Origin of the sequence: Gordonia hankookensis (assembly GCF_014673215.1) — a bacterium.
GTDB lineage: Bacteria > Actinomycetota > Actinomycetes > Mycobacteriales > Mycobacteriaceae > Gordonia > Gordonia hankookensis.
Genome location: NZ_JACWMS010000004.1, coordinates 254,025 through 269,504 on the forward strand (window position 1 = coordinate 254,025; position 15,480 = coordinate 269,504).

A 15,480-nucleotide genomic window follows, 5' to 3' on the forward strand; every position below is an offset into this window, starting at 1 on the left:
CTCCCCTTCCCGTCCGCGCCGTCGAGTGTGGACGGGAAGGGGAGTGGTTTTCCCCGATGGAAAGGATCGAAGATGGTTGATACGGCGAGGGCTGCCCGCATGGCAAAGCGCATCTCGTCGATCGTCGCCTCGGCGATCGGCACCGAGATCAAGGATCCGCGGCTCGCCTACGTGACGATCACCGACGCTCGTGTCACCAACGATCTGCATGATGCGACGCTCTTCTACACCGTGATGGGGGAGTCGATCGACGCCGAACCCGACTACGAGGCAGCGGCGGCCGGGCTGGCCAAGGCCACCGGCATCCTGCGCTCCAAGGTCGGCGCAGGCACCGGCGTGCGGTTCACACCGACGCTCACGTTCGTGCTCGACACGGTTCCCGACTCCGCCCGCCACATGGAGGAGCTCGTCGCCCGGGCCCGTGCCAATGACGAGATGGTGGCGCGGCGGGCGCAGGAGGCAACTCCGGCAGGCGATGTCGATCCCTACCGCGCTCGTGAGGACGACATCGAGGACGGCACGGCCAAGGACGGCTCCGTCGAGTGACTGCCTCGACGAGTGCGGCGGTCGCCCGAGAGTTGACCGACGTCCCGGCGGTGACCATCCTCTGCCACGTCCGTCCCGATGCGGACACCATCGGCAGTGGGCTGGCACTCGGATTGGCGCTCGACCGACAGGGCGTCGACGTGGAGGTCGCCTTCCCGGACACGGTCGCGCTGCCGACGACACTGGCCGGTTTGCCCGGCAGCACCCTGCTGGTCGGGGCGCAGGAAGTGGTCGGACATCCGGTGGTGGTCTCGGTGGACGCGGCCAGTCTGGGCCGCCTGGATTCGCTGGCCGCGGTGTTCACCGCCGCCGAGCGGTCGATGACCATCGATCACCATGCGTCCAACGCGGGATTCGGTGACCTCGACCTCATCGACGCGGCCGCGGACTGTACGGCCGTGCTGGTGTTGTCGGTGCTCGACGACCTGGGTGTGGAGATCGACGACGATATCGCGACGTGTCTCTATGCGGGCCTCGTGACCGATACCGGTTCCTTCCGCTGGGCGCGTCCCGAATCGTTCCGGATCGCGGCCCGCCTGCTCGACGCCGGAGTCGACGCGCGGACCTGGAGCCGCAACCTGCTCGACAGCCATCCGTTCCGGTGGTTCGAGATGGTCGCCTCGGTGCTCGGCGGTGCCCGGCTGGTACCGGAGGCCTGTCAGGGTGAGGGACTTGTCTACGCGATCGTCGGCCACGACGTCCTCTCGGGCATGAGCTGGGAGGAGTCGGAGAGCGTCGTCGACATCGTCCGGACAGCGAACGAGGCCGAGGTGGCCGCGGTGTTCAAGGAGACCGGCCCGGCCACCTGGACGGTGTCCCTGCGCTCCAAACGCCGCGTCGACCTGGTGCCGATCGCGGCTGCCCACGGCGGTGGCGGACATCGTCACGCATCCGGATACAGCGATGCAGGAACCGCCGACGAGGTCGTCGCGCATCTGCTGGAGTCGCTCTGAGTTCAGTGAGCGCCGCAGGAACTGCGAGCGGGCGTCGGATTGCGGTCCTGACGGTCTCTGCGCTCGCGGTGCTCATCGCGCCCCCCGTCTACCTGTTGCTCGACCTGGCGGTGGTGGGTCGCCTCGGGGGCCATCAGCTCGCCGCTCTCGGGGTCGCGACACTCGTGCTCTCGGTGATCAGCACCCAGCTCACCTTCCTCTCGTACGGCACCACTGCACGGTCGGCGCGACGCTTCGGTGCCGGTGACCGCGCGGGTGCGGTGTTCGAGGGCGTACAGGCGAGCTGGATTGCGGTCTCGGTCGGCGCAGTCCTGGTCGCCGTCATGTACCCGCTGGCCCCGGTGGTGCTCCGCGTGCTCGTCGGCGGAGGTTCTCCGGAGGCCGAGCAGGTGGTCATCGACGCGACGGGATGGCTGCGGATCGCGATGTTCGGTGTTCCGCTGATCCTGTTGTCGATGGCAGGCAACGGGTGGATGCGCGGTGTCCAGGACACCCGTCGGCCCGTGATCTATGTGATCGCGGGCCTGGCAGTCGCCGCGGTCCTCGTCGTCGGACTCACACATGGCATCGGTCCGTTCCCACGCCTGGGACTGCCGGGCAGTGCGGTCGCGAATCTGATCGGGCAGGGCATCACCGGGCTGCTGTTCGCGGTGCGCGTCGTCCGGGACGCACGCCGGTCGGCGGTGACGAGCCTTGCGCCCCAGTGGTCGGTGATGCGCGCGCAGCTCGCGATGGCGCGCGATCTCGTCCTGCGGAGCCTCTCGTTCCAGGTGTGCTTCCTGTCCGCGGCCGCCGTCGCGGCACGCTTCGGGGTGTCGGCCGTGGCGGCCCATCAGGTTGTGCTGCAACTGTGGGAGTTCATGTCCCTGTTCCTCGACTCCCTGGCGATCGCCGCGCAGGCGCTGGTGGGCGCCGCGCTCGGCGCGGGCGCGGTGGGATCCGCTGTCGGCGTTGCCCGTCGCGTGACCGTGGTGTCGCTGCTCGCCGCGGGTCTGATGGCCGGTGTGTTCGCACTCGGCGCCGGGCTGATCCCCCGTCTGTTTACCTCCGACCCGGAGATCCTCGATGCGATCGCCGTGCCGTGGTGGTTCTTTGTCGCGATGCTGCCGATCGCGGGCATCGTGTTCGCGCTCGACGGAGTCCTCCTCGGCAGCGGTGACGCCGGTTTCCTGCGTACCGCAACACTTGTCGCTGCCCTGGTCGGATTCCTACCGCTGATCTGGATGTCGCTCGCCTTCGACTGGGGACTCGCGGGGATCTGGACCGGGTTGGTGGTCTTCATGCTGCTGCGACTTGCCGCGGTGGTCGTGCGCGTCCGGTCCGGTCGCTGGCACCGTACCGGGGTGGACACCTGAGTCATCCGGTCGGACGGTTCGGGTCGGCACAGGGGGAGATGCCACCGAGTTCGGTTATCCTTACCTGATGTCGTTCCGATCTCTCGTCGTCCTCGCCACCGGCGTCCTCGCCATGATCCTCACCGTCGTCGCCGCGCCCGCGGCCGAGGCCGCGCCCCCGACGACGCGAGTGCTGATCATCCCGGGCCAGTACGTCGGCGCGGTGCCGTTCGTGCCGATGGCCGACAATCTGACCTCGCGCGGGTATCCGACCACGGTGCTCGACCTGCCCGGATTCGACATGAAGACCGATGCGAAGAAGATCGGCGCCGCGGTCGACCGAATCCATCGCGATCATCCCAGAGATCGAATCGCGCTGGTGGGCCACAGCATCGGCGGCGTGAGTGCGCGGTACTACCTGAAGGAGATGGGCGGGCACGCCAAGGTCGCGACCTACGTGGCGGCCGGCTCGCCCCAATACGGCTCGCCCGGGGCCTGTGGTCAGCAGGCGGCGCCCGAGGTCTGCCCGGGTACCCCGTTCATGACGTCGCTGAACAAGGGCGACGACACGCCGGGCACGACCGAGTACTACGGGGTGCGCAGTGCGCGCGAGTGGGTCGACGGTCATCTCGACGGCGGGCAGTGCCAGGTCACCCCCATCCCGGCGAACGAGTCGCTGCCGAAGCTCGGTCTCGAGCACACCTTCGAGCCGCTCGACCCGAAGTTCTGGGACGTCACCGTCGCCGCGATCAACGGGCAGTGCCGCGGTCGGTTCGTCACCGAGCCGGACGGCGTCCTGAACTACCAGAAGTCGGCCCTGCCCGGGGCGCCGGGCTACCGCTGAGTCGCCGCGGTCGTGGGTGCGGCCGCTCGGAGGTGAGCCACCGCACATCGTTAGGCTGGTGGGCATGGCGACGTTGTGGGCAATCAGTGATCTCCATGTCGCACAGCGGGGCAACGAGCACATCGTCGACCAGCTGCGGCCGCAGAGCAGCGACGACTGGCTGATCGTCGCGGGCGACGTGGCCGAGCGCACCGACGACATCATCGACACCCTGCGGCGGCTGCGTACCCGGTTCCACACGGTGGTGTGGGTGCCGGGCAACCACGAGCTCTACACGACCGCCAAGGACCCGCTGCAGATATTCGGAGTGGCGCGCTACGACTATCTGGTCCAGGCGTGCCGCGATATCGGCGTGGTCACCCCCGAGGACATCTATCCGCTGTTCGACCCCGGCAACGGCGCGCAGCCGGTGCGGGTGGTGCCGATGTTCCTGCTGTATGACTACACGTTCCGTCCCGAGGGCACGACGACGACTCTCGCCGCACTCGCGCTCGCCCGCGAACGCAACGTGGTCGCCACCGACGAGTTCCTGCTGTCGCCCGAGCCATATCCGACCCGGGATGCGTGGGGGCGGGCACGCGTGGAGGTGACCCGAGGCCGACTCGAGGCCATCGATCCCTCCGAGCCGACGGTGCTGATCAATCACTGGCCGTTGCGGCGGGAACCCACCGATGCGCTGATGTACCCGGAGTTCGCGTTGTGGTGCGGCAGCGAGCTGACCGCGGACTGGCACACCCGCTATCACGCCGCCTGCTGCGTGTACGGCCACCTCCACATCCCACGGACCACCTGGTACGACGGCGTGCGCTTCGAGGAGGTGTCGGTCGGATATCCGCGGGAGTGGAAGCGTCGCGGGCTACCGGAGCCGTTGCTGCGGGCCATCATCCCCGACCCGGGACTCACCGAGGCCGATCTGCCGGGACATGGCGCCCGGTTCGAGCTGCCGCCGGACTACGAGGAGCGCGCGCAGGAGTTCGCCCGGCGAATCCAGGAGCGCAGGGAACGACGGGCGGCGCGCTCGGGCGGCCGAAGTGATCGCGAGGAGCCCCGTTGATCGAACAGCTGGTGCCCAGCGGTGTGGCGTCGGCAGAGGCCTTCGAGGACCCGCCCGGAATCGAACCCATGCCGGCCGAGCGCACTCTCATCGAACGAGCCGTCGAGAAGCGTCGCCGCGAGTTCACCACCGCACGACACTGCGCCCGACAGGCCATGTCCGAGCTCGGAATCGGGCCGACGCCCATCATGCGGGGCGAGCGCGGGATGCCGCTGTGGCCCGAACGCGTGGTCGGAAGTCTCACGCACTGCGACGGCTATCGCGCCGCGGTGGTCGCCTACTCGTTGCAGGTACGCTCGCTCGGCATCGACGCCGAGCCGCACGAACAGCTTCCCGACGGCGTGCTCGAGCACACGAGCATCGCCGACGAGCGTGACGTCCTGGCCGGCCGGCCGTCCGGAGTGCATTGGGATCGACTTCTGTTCTGCGCCAAGGAAGCAACCTACAAGGCGTGGTTCCCCATCACGCAGCGTTGGCTCGGGTTCGAGGACGCCCACATCGTGTTCGAGCAGACGGCCCCACAGGCGGGGACCTTCACCTCGCGAATCCTCATCGACGGCACGGCCGTCGACGGCGGTGCCCCATTGCGAGAACTGTCCGGCCGCTGGCTCGTCGACCGCGGACTGATCACCACGTCGATCGCGCTCGTCTGACATGGCCGACGCATCCATCGAGAACGCCGGGCTGGTCATCGTCGACAAGGACGCGGGCATGACGAGCCACGATGTCGTGTCCCGATGCCGGAAGCTGTTCGACACCAGGCGAGTCGGACATGCGGGCACGCTCGACCCGATGGCGACCGGGGTCCTGGTGATCGGAGTCGAACGCGCCACCAAGTTGTTGGGGCTCCTGTCCCTGACCACCAAGGCGTACACCGCGACGATCCGCTTGGGTGCCGGCACCGACACCGACGACCGTGAGGGCGAGATCATCTCCCGCGCGGATGCCGGGCACGTGACCGATGCCCAGATCGCGGTCGGGGTGGCCGAGTTGACCGGCGACATCGAGCAGATCCCGGCCAAGGTCAGCGCGATCAAGGTCGACGGTCGGCGGGCGCACAGCCTGGTCCGGACCGGCACCGAGTTCGACCTCGCCGCCCGGCCGGTGACGGTGTCGCGCTTCGGGCTCCTCGAGACCCGGCGTACCGACGACGGTTTTGTCGATCTCGACGTCGAGGTCGAGTGTTCGGCCGGTACCTACATCCGCTCCCTGGCCCGGGATCTGGGAGGTGCGCTCGGTGTCGGGGGACACCTGACGGCGTTGCGGCGCACCGCGGTCGGGCCGTTCACGCTCGAACACGCGCGAACGCTCGCCACCCTCACAGAGGGGCCTCGGTTGTCGCTGACCATCGACGAGGCGGCGAAACTGTCGTTCCCGCATCGCGACATCAGCGACGACGAAGCGGAGTCGATCAGCCAGGGACGGTGGCTGGACCCGGTCGGGCGCAAGGAGATCTACGTGGTCATCGACCCGTCCGGCCAGGCCATCGCACTCGTCCAGGAGAAGGGGCGGCGGGCCAGTTCGGTGATGGTCGTCCGGCCCGCAACCCTGCGCTGAGTGGTGAGGTCAGCGGCTCACGACTGCGGCAGAAGGAAGATCGCCTGGGCGGCGACGTCGCCGAGGTCGATGTGGTCGTTACCGTCCACCGAGATCGAGATGGTGCCCGCGAACGGACGCTTCTCGATCACTGTCACCTCACAGTCCAACGCCACCCCGACCTCGTCGAAGTAGCGGAGCATGTCCGGATCGGTGTCGGAAATCCTTGCCACCGTCCCGGATTCGTCGACGTCGAGTTCGGACAGGAGTTTCACGTCCGGGCTGGGCACCGATCCGTCGATCGCCGGGATCGGATCGCCGTGCGGGTCCCGGTTCGGGTGACCGAGCTTGGCATCCAGCCGCGACATCAGACGATCGGACACCGCGTGTTCGAGGACCTCGGCCTCGTCGTGGACCTCGTCCCAGCCGTAACCGAGCTCGCGTACCAGGAACGTCTCCAGCAACCGGTGTCTGCGAACCATCAGGATCGCCGCGGTCTGCCCCTCTTCGGTGAGCGTCACCGCGCCGTAGCGCTCGTGGGAGACCAGGCCCTGGTCGGCGAGTTTGCGGATCGCTTCGGACGCCGTCGATGCCGAGACGCCAAGGCGTTCGGCCAGCATCTTGGTGGTCACCTTGACCTCTGCCCACTCCTGGATGGTCCAGATGACCTTCAGATAGTCCTGGGTGACCGTGGACAGTTCCGTGACCGGTCGTTCCGGAGTGGGGACTGCGGCGCCACCGTCGGACTCGCCGGACGGCGGTCTGCCGGATCGGGCCGTGGGGGACTGGGGCATTCTTCGAGCTTAGGACGTGCCTTCGCCGAGAGCGAGACAGGTCCCGGTGTGTTGTCCGGGTTGGGGGTCCGTTCAACGTTCGTCGGACCCTGGGAAACTCGCTGTTCAACACCAGCGACCGGAAGTGGTTTGCGGGCCGGGTGGGCCGTAGGCTTGTGCGCGTGTTGCGTTGGCGAGGTCTCGAGGACATCCCCGCGGACTGGGGTCGGTGTGTGGTCACCATCGGTGTGTTCGACGGCGTCCACCGTGGGCATGCCCAGCTGATCCACGCCGCGACCGCCGCTGCCGCCGAGCGCGGCGTACCCGCCGTGCTGATGACCTTCGATCCCCATCCGGCCGAGGTGGTCCGCCCGGGATCGCATCCGCCACAGCTCACCACGCTGACGCGCCGGGCGGAACTCGCCGAACAGCTGGGCATCGACGTGTTCTGCGTGATGCCGTTCACGCCCGAACTCGCGTCACGATCACCCAAGGACTTCGCCCACGACATCCTCGTCGAGACCCTTCATGCCGCCGATGTGGTGGTCGGCGACAACTTCACCTTCGGCAAGAAGGCGGCGGGCGACGTCGAGAAGTTGACCGAACTCGGACAGAAGTTCGGGTTCGAGGTGCAGGGCATCTCGTTGTTCGGTGAACACGCGGTGACCTTCTCGTCGACCTACATCCGTTCCTGTGTGGCCTCGGGTGACGTGGAGCTGGCCGCCGAAGCGCTGGGGCGGCCGCACCGGGTGGAGGGTGTGGTGGTCCGCGGCGACGGCCGCGGCCGCGAACTCGGGTTCCCGACCGCCAATGTGGCACCGCCGATGTACGCGGCCATCCCGGCCGATGGCGTGTACGCCGCCTGGTTCACCGTGCTCGGCGTCGGGCCGGTGGTGGGGCAGGTCGTGCCGGGCGAGCGCTATCAGGCCGCGGTCTCGGTGGGGACCAACCCGACGTTCTCGGGACGGACCCGTACGGTCGAGGCATTTGTGCTCGACACGAGCGCCGACCTCTACGGTCAGCACGTCGCCGTGGACTTCGTCGGCCGGCTGCGTGGCATGGTCAACTATCCCGACGTCGACGAGTTGATCACCGCGATCGCCGGCGACGTCGACGAGACGCGCAAGCTGCTCGCCCAGTCCGAACGGTGACGCGAGCGGTGCCGCGACGATTTGGGTCGACAGGGTCTGCGCTGGTAAATTGATCCGCTGGCGTTGCTGCGGTCCGCGGTGGCGCGCCATCCGTCGGCATCTGGGTAGGTGCCGCCGGCCTCCAGACGAGCGCGGGACTGAGAATCCAGGAGTATCTCCATGGCATTGACTGCCACCCAGAAGAAGGAAATCCTCGCCGAGTACGGGCTGCACGAGACCGACACCGGTTCGCCCGAGGCGCAGGTCGCCATGCTGACCAAGCGCATCACCGACCTGACCGAGCACCTCAAGGAGCACAAGCACGATCACCACAGCCGTCGTGGTCTGCTGCTTCTCGTGGGTCGCCGTCGTCGTCTGCTCAAGTACGTCGCGAAGGTCGACATCAACCGTTACCGCTCGCTGATCGAGCGCCTGGGTCTGCGTCGCTGAGCGACCGGATCACTCGAATACCATCGCCTCGGCCGTCTCCGTCTCACACGGGGACGGCCGAGTCGTTTATGCTGTTCAGCCCTCAATGATAGGCTGAGCACTGATCGTTGCCGTGAAAGTCCTGCTGGACGTGACGAACGAGCAGATCGGTCCTCGGTAGTGGCCGCCGGAACCCAGTTCGACCGGTTCCGGCCGCTTCGATCGAAGGCCGTCTGCCATACAACGCGGCGCGCATCTCGCGATCGCGCCCCCGCACGACCGGCACTTCTCTCACGGCCCCGTTCCGGGTCGACTTCCTGCACTCGCAGTCGTCGCACACCGTGGTGTGCACGGAGACGAGTCGACCCGCATCCACAACCGCAGCCGCCGAAGCGCGGTGGCTGACACGAAGGGATTTCTACATCCACATGACCGATGTGAACACCGACGTCGATTACGACGACGCCATCACCGAAGCCACCGCCGTGATCGACAACGGCAGTTTCGGCACCCGCACCATCCGATTCGAGACCGGCCGCCTCGCGCTGCAGGCCGCCGGCTCGGTCACCGCCTACCTCGACGACGAGAACATGCTGCTGTCGACGACGACGGCTTCCAAGCAGCCGAAGGAGCATTTCGACTTCTTCCCGCTGACCGTGGACGTCGAGGAGCGCATGTATGCCGCGGGCCGCATCCCCGGCTCGTTCTTCCGTCGTGAAGGTCGCCCGTCGACCGATGCGATCCTCACCTGCCGCCTGATCGACCGTCCGCTGCGCCCGACCTTCGTCGACGGTCTGCGTAACGAGATCCAGGTCGTCGTGACGGTGATGTCTCTCGATCCGAAGGATCTCTACGACGTCGTCGCGATCAACGCGGCCTCGGCATCCACCCAGCTCGCCGGACTTCCGTTCTCGGGACCGGTCGGCGGTGTGCGCGTCGCGCTGATCCCGACCGAGGAGAACAAGGCCGGCCAGTGGGTCGCCTTCCCGACCGTTGAGCAGCTCGAAGGTGCCGTTTTCAACATGGTCGTCGCCGGCCGAATCGTGTCCGGCGAGGGTGACTCGGCCGACGTCGCGATCATGATGGTCGAGGCCGAGGCGACCGACAACGTTCTCGAGATCATCGCCGGCGGCGCGCAGGCGCCCACCGAGGCGATCGTCGCCGAGGGCCTCGAGGCCGCGAAGCCGTTCATCGCTCGTCTGTGCGAGGCACAGAAGTCGCTCGCCGCCGCCGCCGCGAAGGCGACCGGCGAGTTCCCGCTGTTCCCGCCGTACGAGAACGACGTCTACGACGCCGTCGCATCGGCCGCGGGCGACCGCCTCGGCGAGATCCTGACCATCGCAGGCAAGCAGGAGCGCGACGACAAGACCGACGAGCTCAAGGCAGACGTCCTCGCCCAGCTCGGCGCGCAATTCGAGGGCCGCGAGAAGGAGATCGGCGGTGCCTACCGCTCGCTCACCAAGAAGCTCGTGCGCCAGCGGATCCTGACCGATCATTTCCGTATCGACGGACGTGGCATCACCGACATCCGATCGTTGTCGGCTGAGGTCGCGGTCATCCCGCGCGCGCACGGCAGCGCACTGTTCGAGCGTGGTGAGACCCAGATCCTGGGGGTCACCACCCTCGACATGGTCAAGATGGCGCAGCAGATCGACTCGCTCGGGCCGGAGACGTCCAAGCGCTACATGCATCACTACAACTTCCCGCCGTATTCGACCGGTGAGACCGGACGTGTCGGCTCGCCGAAGCGACGCGAGATCGGCCACGGAGCGCTCGCCGAGCGCGCCCTGATGCCGGTGCTGCCGAGCGTCGAGGAGTTCCCGTACGCCATTCGCCAGGTCTCGGAAGCGTTGGGCTCCAACGGTTCCACCTCGATGGGTTCGGTCTGTGCGTCGACCATGTCGCTGCTCAACGCCGGTGTGCCGCTGAAGGCCCCGGTTGCGGGTATCGCCATGGGACTCGTCTCCGACACCGTCGACGGCGAGACCCGCTACGTGGCGCTCACCGACATCCTCGGTGCCGAAGATGCGTTCGGCGACATGGACTTCAAGGTCGCCGGCACGAAGGACTTCGTCACGGCACTGCAGCTCGACACCAAGCTCGACGGCATCCCGTCGAAGGTGCTCGCGGGTGCGCTCGGCCAGGCCAAGGACGCCCGGCTGACGATCCTCGACGTGATGGCCGAGGCCATCGACGAGCCGGACGAGATGAGCCCGTACGCACCGCGGATCACCACCATCAAGATCCCGATGGACAAGATCGGTGAACTGATCGGCCCCAAGGGCAAGACGATCAACGGCATCACCGAGGACACCGGCGCCAACATCTCCATCGAGGACGACGGCACCGTGTTCATCGGCGCATCCGACGGTGAGTCGGCGCAGGCCGCGATCGATCGGGTCAACGCGATCGCCAACCCGCAGCTGCCGAAGGTCGGCGAGCGCTTCCTGGGCACCGTGGTCAAGACCACCGCCTTCGGTGCGTTCGTGTCGCTCCTCCCGGGACGGGACGGCCTCGTGCACATCTCGAAGCTCGGCAAGGGCAAGCGGATCAACAAGGTCGAGGACGTCGTGAACGTCGGCTCCAAGCTCCGTGTGGAGATCGCCGACATCGACGAGCGAGGGAAGATCAGCCTCGTGCCGGTCGACGACGAGGCCGCCGCCGAGAGTGCGCCGGAGTCCGTCGAGGCCAACGCCTGAATCGTTCTGGATCGCGCACGGCCCGTCACCCGCTCGTGGGTGACGGGCCGTGTGCGTCCGTCGTGGATAGGCTGACGGCGACGGCCCGTGACGATCGGAGGACGAGGACCCGTGTCGGACACCGAGGGCAGGATTCCCCCCGAGAAGCTCACCGTCGCGCGCCGACGAGATCACGGCGTACCCGAACGCGGAACCGTCGACGATCTGCTGGTGACCGAACCCGTTGTCGGGTCGCCGGCGATGACCGTGCGGGAGGCGGCCGCGTTGATGACCGACCGTCGCCAGGACTATGTGCTGATCCCGTTGGGAAATCAGGAGTATGGGCTGCTCACCGACGCCGACATCCGGTCCCGGGTGGTGGCGACCGGGCGCGGCATCGACACTCCCGTCGGCGATCTGGTCACCGTCCCGGTGCATGGTGTGCACCGGGACACCGCCGCCGTCGACGCGCTGACCGAACTGCTCGACCGGGAGCTGACGGTGATCCCGGTCGTCGATCCGACCGGCGACGTCATCGGTGTGGTGGCGGCGGCGGACTTCATCGCGGCACCGTCGGGCCCGGGAATGTCGCTGCGCGGGCAGGTGTCGCGTGCCGCGACGATCGACGACCTGCAGGCGCGGGCGCGGCGCGTGCCGTATCTGCTCGCCGACCTGCTGCGCCGTGGACAGCCCGTCCACGAGATCACCGCGGTGGCGTCACTGATTCACGACGCTGTCGTCCGACGTGCTCTGGAACTCGTGCTCATGCGACATCCGGACCTGGACTCCGATGCGGTGACCTGGCTCTCACTGGGCAGCAACGCTCGCCGCGAGCCGGTGTTGACCTCCGACATGGATTCCGCCGTGTCACTTGACGACCGGGTACGCGACGACGGGATCGTCGCCTACCGGTCCGCGTTTGCCGAGGTCGACGAGATTCTCCGAGGGGCAGGGATGGCGGTCGACGAGAACGGTGCGATCGCCTCGAAGCCGCTGTTCGCCCGGACACACGCGCAGTGGCGCGCGGCCGCACGGGGCTGGATCGAGGCGCCGTTGGAGAACAAGGGGATGATCTTCACGTCACTGCTGCTCGACGGGCGTCCGATCTGGGGCGACGAGGGGTTGTCGGCGGTCGGGGAGGTCTTCACCGACCTGCGTTCCCATCCGGGCACGATGGGCCTCCTGCTGGCGGAAGCCTTGTCCTACAAGGCGAGATTGCGCTCGATGCGCGACATGCTGGCCCGGCGCGGCGACACCTTCGACATCAAGGCCCACGCCCTCACACCGCTGATCAACATCGCTCGATGGGCAGCACTGAGCGTCGAGAGCACCGAGCTGAACACGCGATCGCGACTACGGGCCGCGGCAGGCAGTCCGATGTTGCCGGAGGATCATGCGACCGCCCTGGTCGAGGTCTTCGATGTGCTGCAACGGGTCCGGCTCACCTATCAGGTGGCGCAGTTCGACCGGGGTGAGCCGGTGAGCGACCTGCTCACCATGAAGCGGCTCTCGCCGCTCGACCGCAGTCTGGTCGCCCAGGCAGTTCGAGAGATCGCGGGTGTCCAGCGCCGGATGGTCAACCTGACCCATTACATGCCGATCACCGATCAGTCGTAGGTGAAAAGCCTTGTGTCTCATTCTGTTCGCCTGGAACGCCGACCCGGATCAACGACTCGTGGTCGCGGCGAACCGGGATGAGTACCACCGCCGGGAGACGTCGCCGCTGTCGCGCTGGCCCGACCTGCCGATCATCGGGGGACGCGATCGGGTCGCGGGCGGGACCTGGATGGGTCTCGACGCCGCGAATCCGTCGCGCGTCGCGATGGTGACCAACGTGCGCGTGGGCAGGCCGGGCGAGCCGGGCCCACGCTCGCGGGGTGTGTTACCGGTGCAATTCCTGGTGGGCGCGGATGGCCCCGGCGCGTTCGCACAGCGGCTGCGCCGGGAGGGACACGAGTATCTCCCGGTGAATCTGCTCGTGGGCGACGAGCACGAACTGTGGTGGACCACCAACTGGCCGGAGCCGCGTGCCGAACGTGTCGATGGCGGCGTGCACGGTCTCTCCAATGGTGCGCTCGACAGCGATTGGCCGAAGGTCACCGACGGACGCACCACGATGGCGGAATTGCTGTCGGGCCCCGGCGGGACGGCGAGCGTCGAGCCCTACCTGGACCTGCTCGCCGACCGTCGCCGTCCCGGCGTCGAGCGGCTGCCCGACACCGGGGTCGCGGATGAACTCGAGGCCGATCTGTCGCCGATCTTCGTCGACATGCGTGGCTACGGAACGCGAGCCTCGACCGTCCTGCGGATCGGCCGGGACGGGCGCGGTGACATCACCGAACGCCGCTTCTCCTACCGCGGTCGTCGTCGAGGCACCAGCGCCATCCGCTTCTGACGGCGATCGATGGATTCGAGGTGGGTTCAGAACGGCGCGGCGGCAACCGGGATGTCAAGGGCCGCACCGACCTCCGGGGTGAACAGCGCGCCACCGTGGGTGCTCAGTCCCGCGGCCAGCGCCGTGTCGTCCCGGCAGGACTGCTCCCATCCCTTGTCGGCCAGCCGCAGGACGTAGGGGAGGGTCGCGCCGGTCAACGCCGACGTCGATGTCCGCGCGACGGTGCCGGGCATGTTGGCGACGCAATAGAAGACCGTGTCGTGGACGGTGAACGTCGGGTCGTCGTGGGTGGTGGGACGAGAGTCCTCGAAGCATCCGCCCTGATCGATCGCGATGTCGACCAGGACTGCGCCCGGCTTCATCTGTGCCACAAGGCTGTTCGGCACCAGGACCGGGGCCTTTGCGCCGGGGACGAGGACCGCGCCGATCACGAGATCGGCATCCCGGACGGCTTCGGACAGCGCCAGGCCCGTGCTGTAGCGGGTGTGGACACGGCCGGCGAACCGGGCGTCGACGGCGCGGAGTTTGGTGATGTCGACATCGAACACGGTCACCTGTGCGCCCATGCCGACGGCGATCGTGGCCGCGTTGACGCCGCTGACACCGCCGCCGATCACGACGACATTCGCCGGTTCGGTACCGGGGACGCCGCCCATCAGCACGCCGCGGCCGCCCTCGGAACGCATGAGGTGGTACGCGCCGACCTGCGGTGCCAGTCGTCCGGCCACCTCACTCATCGGCGCGAGCAGCGGGAGGGAGCCGTCGACCCCGCGGACGGTCTCGTAGGCGATGGAGGTGGTCCTCGAATCGAGCAATGCCTTGGTGCACGGCAGGCTCGCGGCGAGGTGCAGGTAGGTGAAGAGGGTCTGTCCCTCCCGTAGCAGCGGGTATTCGGCCGCGATCGGCTCCTTGACCTTCAGCAGGAGATCGGACTGCTCCCAGACCTGCTCCGCGGTGGAGAGGATCTGCGCGCCGGCCTCTTTGAAATCGTTGTCGTGGATGGCCGACCCCTCGCCTGCGCCGGCCTGGATCACCACGTCGTGACCGCGGTGGTGGAGTTCGGCGACTCCCGCGGGGGTGATCGCGACGCGGTATTCGTTGTTCTTGATCTCGGTGGGGATGCCGACGCGCATGACGGTTCTCCTTGCGAATGGTTGGCGGTGCGTATGTGTTGACCTCAGGGTGAAGGAACTACGGAAGTGGCACAATATATGTGTAGATAATTCTCAAATTAGTCACGAGGGCGAAGATTCGACGAAAGTCAGGAGCGACATGACAGTCCAGCCGAAGGATGTTCGGGGCGCGGACCGCGCTCTCGACGACACCGATCGCACACTGCTGCGTCTCCTGCAGACAGATGCGCGGATGCCGAACAGCGAGCTCGCGGCGCGGGCCGGGATTGCCCCGTCCACCTGCCATGGACGCGTGCGGCGACTGACCGACCTGGGCGTGATCCGAGGATTCTTCGCCGAGGTGGACCCGGCGGCCGTCGGCCGCCCGCTCCGGGCCATGGTGGCGGTGAGCCTGCAGTCGGAGGCCCGGGGCGAGATCCGCCATTTCGTCGGCGAGATCGCCCGCCAGGACGCGGTGATCGACGTCTTCTTCCTCGCCGGCGCCGACGACTACATGCTGCACGTCGCCACCGCCGACACCGAAGCACTCCGACAGTTCGTCGAGATGCTCAACTCGCGTCGGGAGGTGTCGGGGACGACGACCTCGCTCGTCTTCGAGCATCGCCGGGGTGGTGCGCCGATCTTCTGAACGACGACGCGCAATAGAATCGGATCGGTATGTCGCGAAACGAAGGG

The 15,480-nt window shown here is 67.7% G+C and carries 15 protein-coding genes; 13 read left to right on the top strand and 2 right to left on the bottom strand.

What is annotated here, in order from left to right; translation table 11 throughout:
* Nucleotides 1–72 precede the first annotated feature (72 nt).
* The 7 genes from rbfA to truB all read left to right on the top strand — a co-directional run bounded on the left by rbfA (nt 73) and on the right by truB (nt 6,288).
* On the top strand, nt 73–546 hold the full coding sequence (gene rbfA, locus IDF66_RS19330; protein WP_190268227.1) for a 30S ribosome-binding factor RbfA: 474 nt from the start codon (nt 73–75) through the stop codon (nt 544–546).
* The gene (locus IDF66_RS23880; protein WP_317628770.1) at nt 543–1,499 is read left to right on the top strand and encodes a DHH family phosphoesterase; all 957 of its coding nucleotides are present in this window, start codon (nt 543–545) and stop codon (nt 1,497–1,499) included. Before rbfA ends, IDF66_RS23880 begins: the two co-directional genes overlap by 4 nt.
* Entirely contained in the window at nt 1,496–2,854 is a 1,359-nt protein-coding gene (locus IDF66_RS19335; protein ID WP_223309910.1) for an MATE family efflux transporter, read from the top strand. The genes IDF66_RS23880 and IDF66_RS19335 overlap by 4 nt, the downstream gene beginning before the upstream one ends.
* A gap of 67 nt (nt 2,855–2,921) precedes the next feature.
* A complete protein-coding gene (locus tag IDF66_RS19340; protein ID WP_190268228.1) occupies nt 2,922–3,677 on the top strand; it encodes an esterase/lipase family protein in 756 nt (251 codons plus the stop codon).
* Between the two features lie 64 nt (nt 3,678–3,741).
* Nucleotides 3,742–4,731: a metallophosphoesterase family protein gene (locus tag IDF66_RS19345; RefSeq protein ID WP_190268229.1), complete on the top strand. Its 990-nt coding sequence runs from the start codon at nt 3,742–3,744 to the stop codon at nt 4,729–4,731.
* A complete protein-coding gene (locus tag IDF66_RS19350) occupies nt 4,728–5,384 on the top strand; it encodes a 4'-phosphopantetheinyl transferase family protein (protein WP_190268230.1) in 657 nt (218 codons plus the stop codon). Before IDF66_RS19345 ends, IDF66_RS19350 begins: the two co-directional genes overlap by 4 nt.
* 1 nt (nt 5,385) lies before the next feature.
* A complete protein-coding gene (gene truB / locus IDF66_RS19355) occupies nt 5,386–6,288 on the top strand; it encodes a tRNA pseudouridine(55) synthase TruB (protein ID WP_190268231.1) in 903 nt (300 codons plus the stop codon).
* Nucleotides 6,289–6,305: 17 nt separating this feature from the next.
* Here truB and IDF66_RS19360 read toward each other — a convergent pair whose 3' ends face one another.
* The gene (locus IDF66_RS19360) at nt 6,306–7,061 is read right to left on the bottom strand and encodes a metal-dependent transcriptional regulator (RefSeq protein ID WP_190268232.1); all 756 of its coding nucleotides are present in this window, start codon (nt 7,059–7,061) and stop codon (nt 6,306–6,308) included.
* 161 nt (nt 7,062–7,222) lie between these two features.
* Between IDF66_RS19360 and IDF66_RS19365 the strand changes: the two genes are divergently transcribed.
* From IDF66_RS19365 to IDF66_RS19385, 5 genes are all read left to right on the top strand, one after another.
* Nucleotides 7,223–8,191 (top strand): bifunctional riboflavin kinase/FAD synthetase, encoded by a 969-nt coding sequence (locus IDF66_RS19365; RefSeq protein ID WP_164308298.1) that lies wholly within the window; start codon nt 7,223–7,225, stop codon nt 8,189–8,191.
* Nucleotides 8,192–8,350: 159 nt separating this feature from the next.
* Nucleotides 8,351–8,620 carry a 30S ribosomal protein S15 gene (gene rpsO, locus IDF66_RS19370; RefSeq protein WP_164308299.1) on the top strand — a complete coding sequence of 90 codons (270 nt, stop codon included), beginning with the start codon at nt 8,351–8,353 and terminating at the stop codon, nt 8,618–8,620.
* 407 nt (nt 8,621–9,027) lie between these two features.
* On the top strand, nt 9,028–11,298 hold the full coding sequence (locus IDF66_RS19375) for a polyribonucleotide nucleotidyltransferase (RefSeq protein ID WP_190268233.1): 2,271 nt from the start codon (nt 9,028–9,030) through the stop codon (nt 11,296–11,298).
* A 111-nt stretch (nt 11,299–11,409) separates the two neighbouring features.
* Nucleotides 11,410–12,894 (top strand): putative nucleotidyltransferase substrate binding domain-containing protein, encoded by a 1,485-nt coding sequence (locus tag IDF66_RS19380; protein ID WP_317628772.1) that lies wholly within the window; start codon nt 11,410–11,412, stop codon nt 12,892–12,894.
* Nucleotides 12,895–12,904: 10 nt separating this feature from the next.
* Nucleotides 12,905–13,672, top strand: coding sequence for an NRDE family protein (locus IDF66_RS19385; RefSeq protein ID WP_190268234.1), 768 nt, complete (start codon nt 12,905–12,907; stop codon nt 13,670–13,672).
* A gap of 26 nt (nt 13,673–13,698) precedes the next feature.
* Here IDF66_RS19385 and ald read toward each other — a convergent pair whose 3' ends face one another.
* Nucleotides 13,699–14,805, bottom strand: coding sequence for an alanine dehydrogenase (ald, locus tag IDF66_RS19390; RefSeq protein WP_190268235.1), 1,107 nt, complete (start codon nt 14,803–14,805; stop codon nt 13,699–13,701).
* Nucleotides 14,806–14,944: 139 nt separating this feature from the next.
* On the opposite strand from ald, the gene IDF66_RS19395 reads away from it, so the two are divergent.
* Nucleotides 14,945–15,433, top strand: coding sequence for an Lrp/AsnC family transcriptional regulator (locus IDF66_RS19395; protein ID WP_164308303.1), 489 nt, complete (start codon nt 14,945–14,947; stop codon nt 15,431–15,433).
* Nucleotides 15,434–15,480: the final 47 nt, after the last annotated feature.

Bases quoted from the DNA above. Each gene is read 5' to 3' on its own strand.
- rbfA (WP_190268227.1), top strand. From the start codon at position 73: ATGGTTGATACGGCGAGGGCTGCCCGCATGGCAAAGCGCATCTCGTCG.
- IDF66_RS19360 (WP_190268232.1), bottom strand. From the start codon at position 7,061: ATGCCCCAGTCCCCCACGGCCCGATCCGGCAGACCGCCGTCCGGCGAG.
- truB (WP_190268231.1), top strand. From the start codon at position 5,386: ATGGCCGACGCATCCATCGAGAACGCCGGGCTGGTCATCGTCGACAAG.
- ald (WP_190268235.1), bottom strand. From the start codon at position 14,805: ATGCGCGTCGGCATCCCCACCGAGATCAAGAACAACGAATACCGCGTC.
- IDF66_RS19375 (WP_190268233.1), top strand. From the start codon at position 9,028: ATGACCGATGTGAACACCGACGTCGATTACGACGACGCCATCACCGAA.
- IDF66_RS19340 (WP_190268228.1), top strand. From the start codon at position 2,922: ATGTCGTTCCGATCTCTCGTCGTCCTCGCCACCGGCGTCCTCGCCATG.
- rpsO (WP_164308299.1), top strand. From the start codon at position 8,351: ATGGCATTGACTGCCACCCAGAAGAAGGAAATCCTCGCCGAGTACGGG.
- IDF66_RS19395 (WP_164308303.1), top strand. From the start codon at position 14,945: ATGACAGTCCAGCCGAAGGATGTTCGGGGCGCGGACCGCGCTCTCGAC.
- IDF66_RS19345 (WP_190268229.1), top strand. From the start codon at position 3,742: ATGGCGACGTTGTGGGCAATCAGTGATCTCCATGTCGCACAGCGGGGC.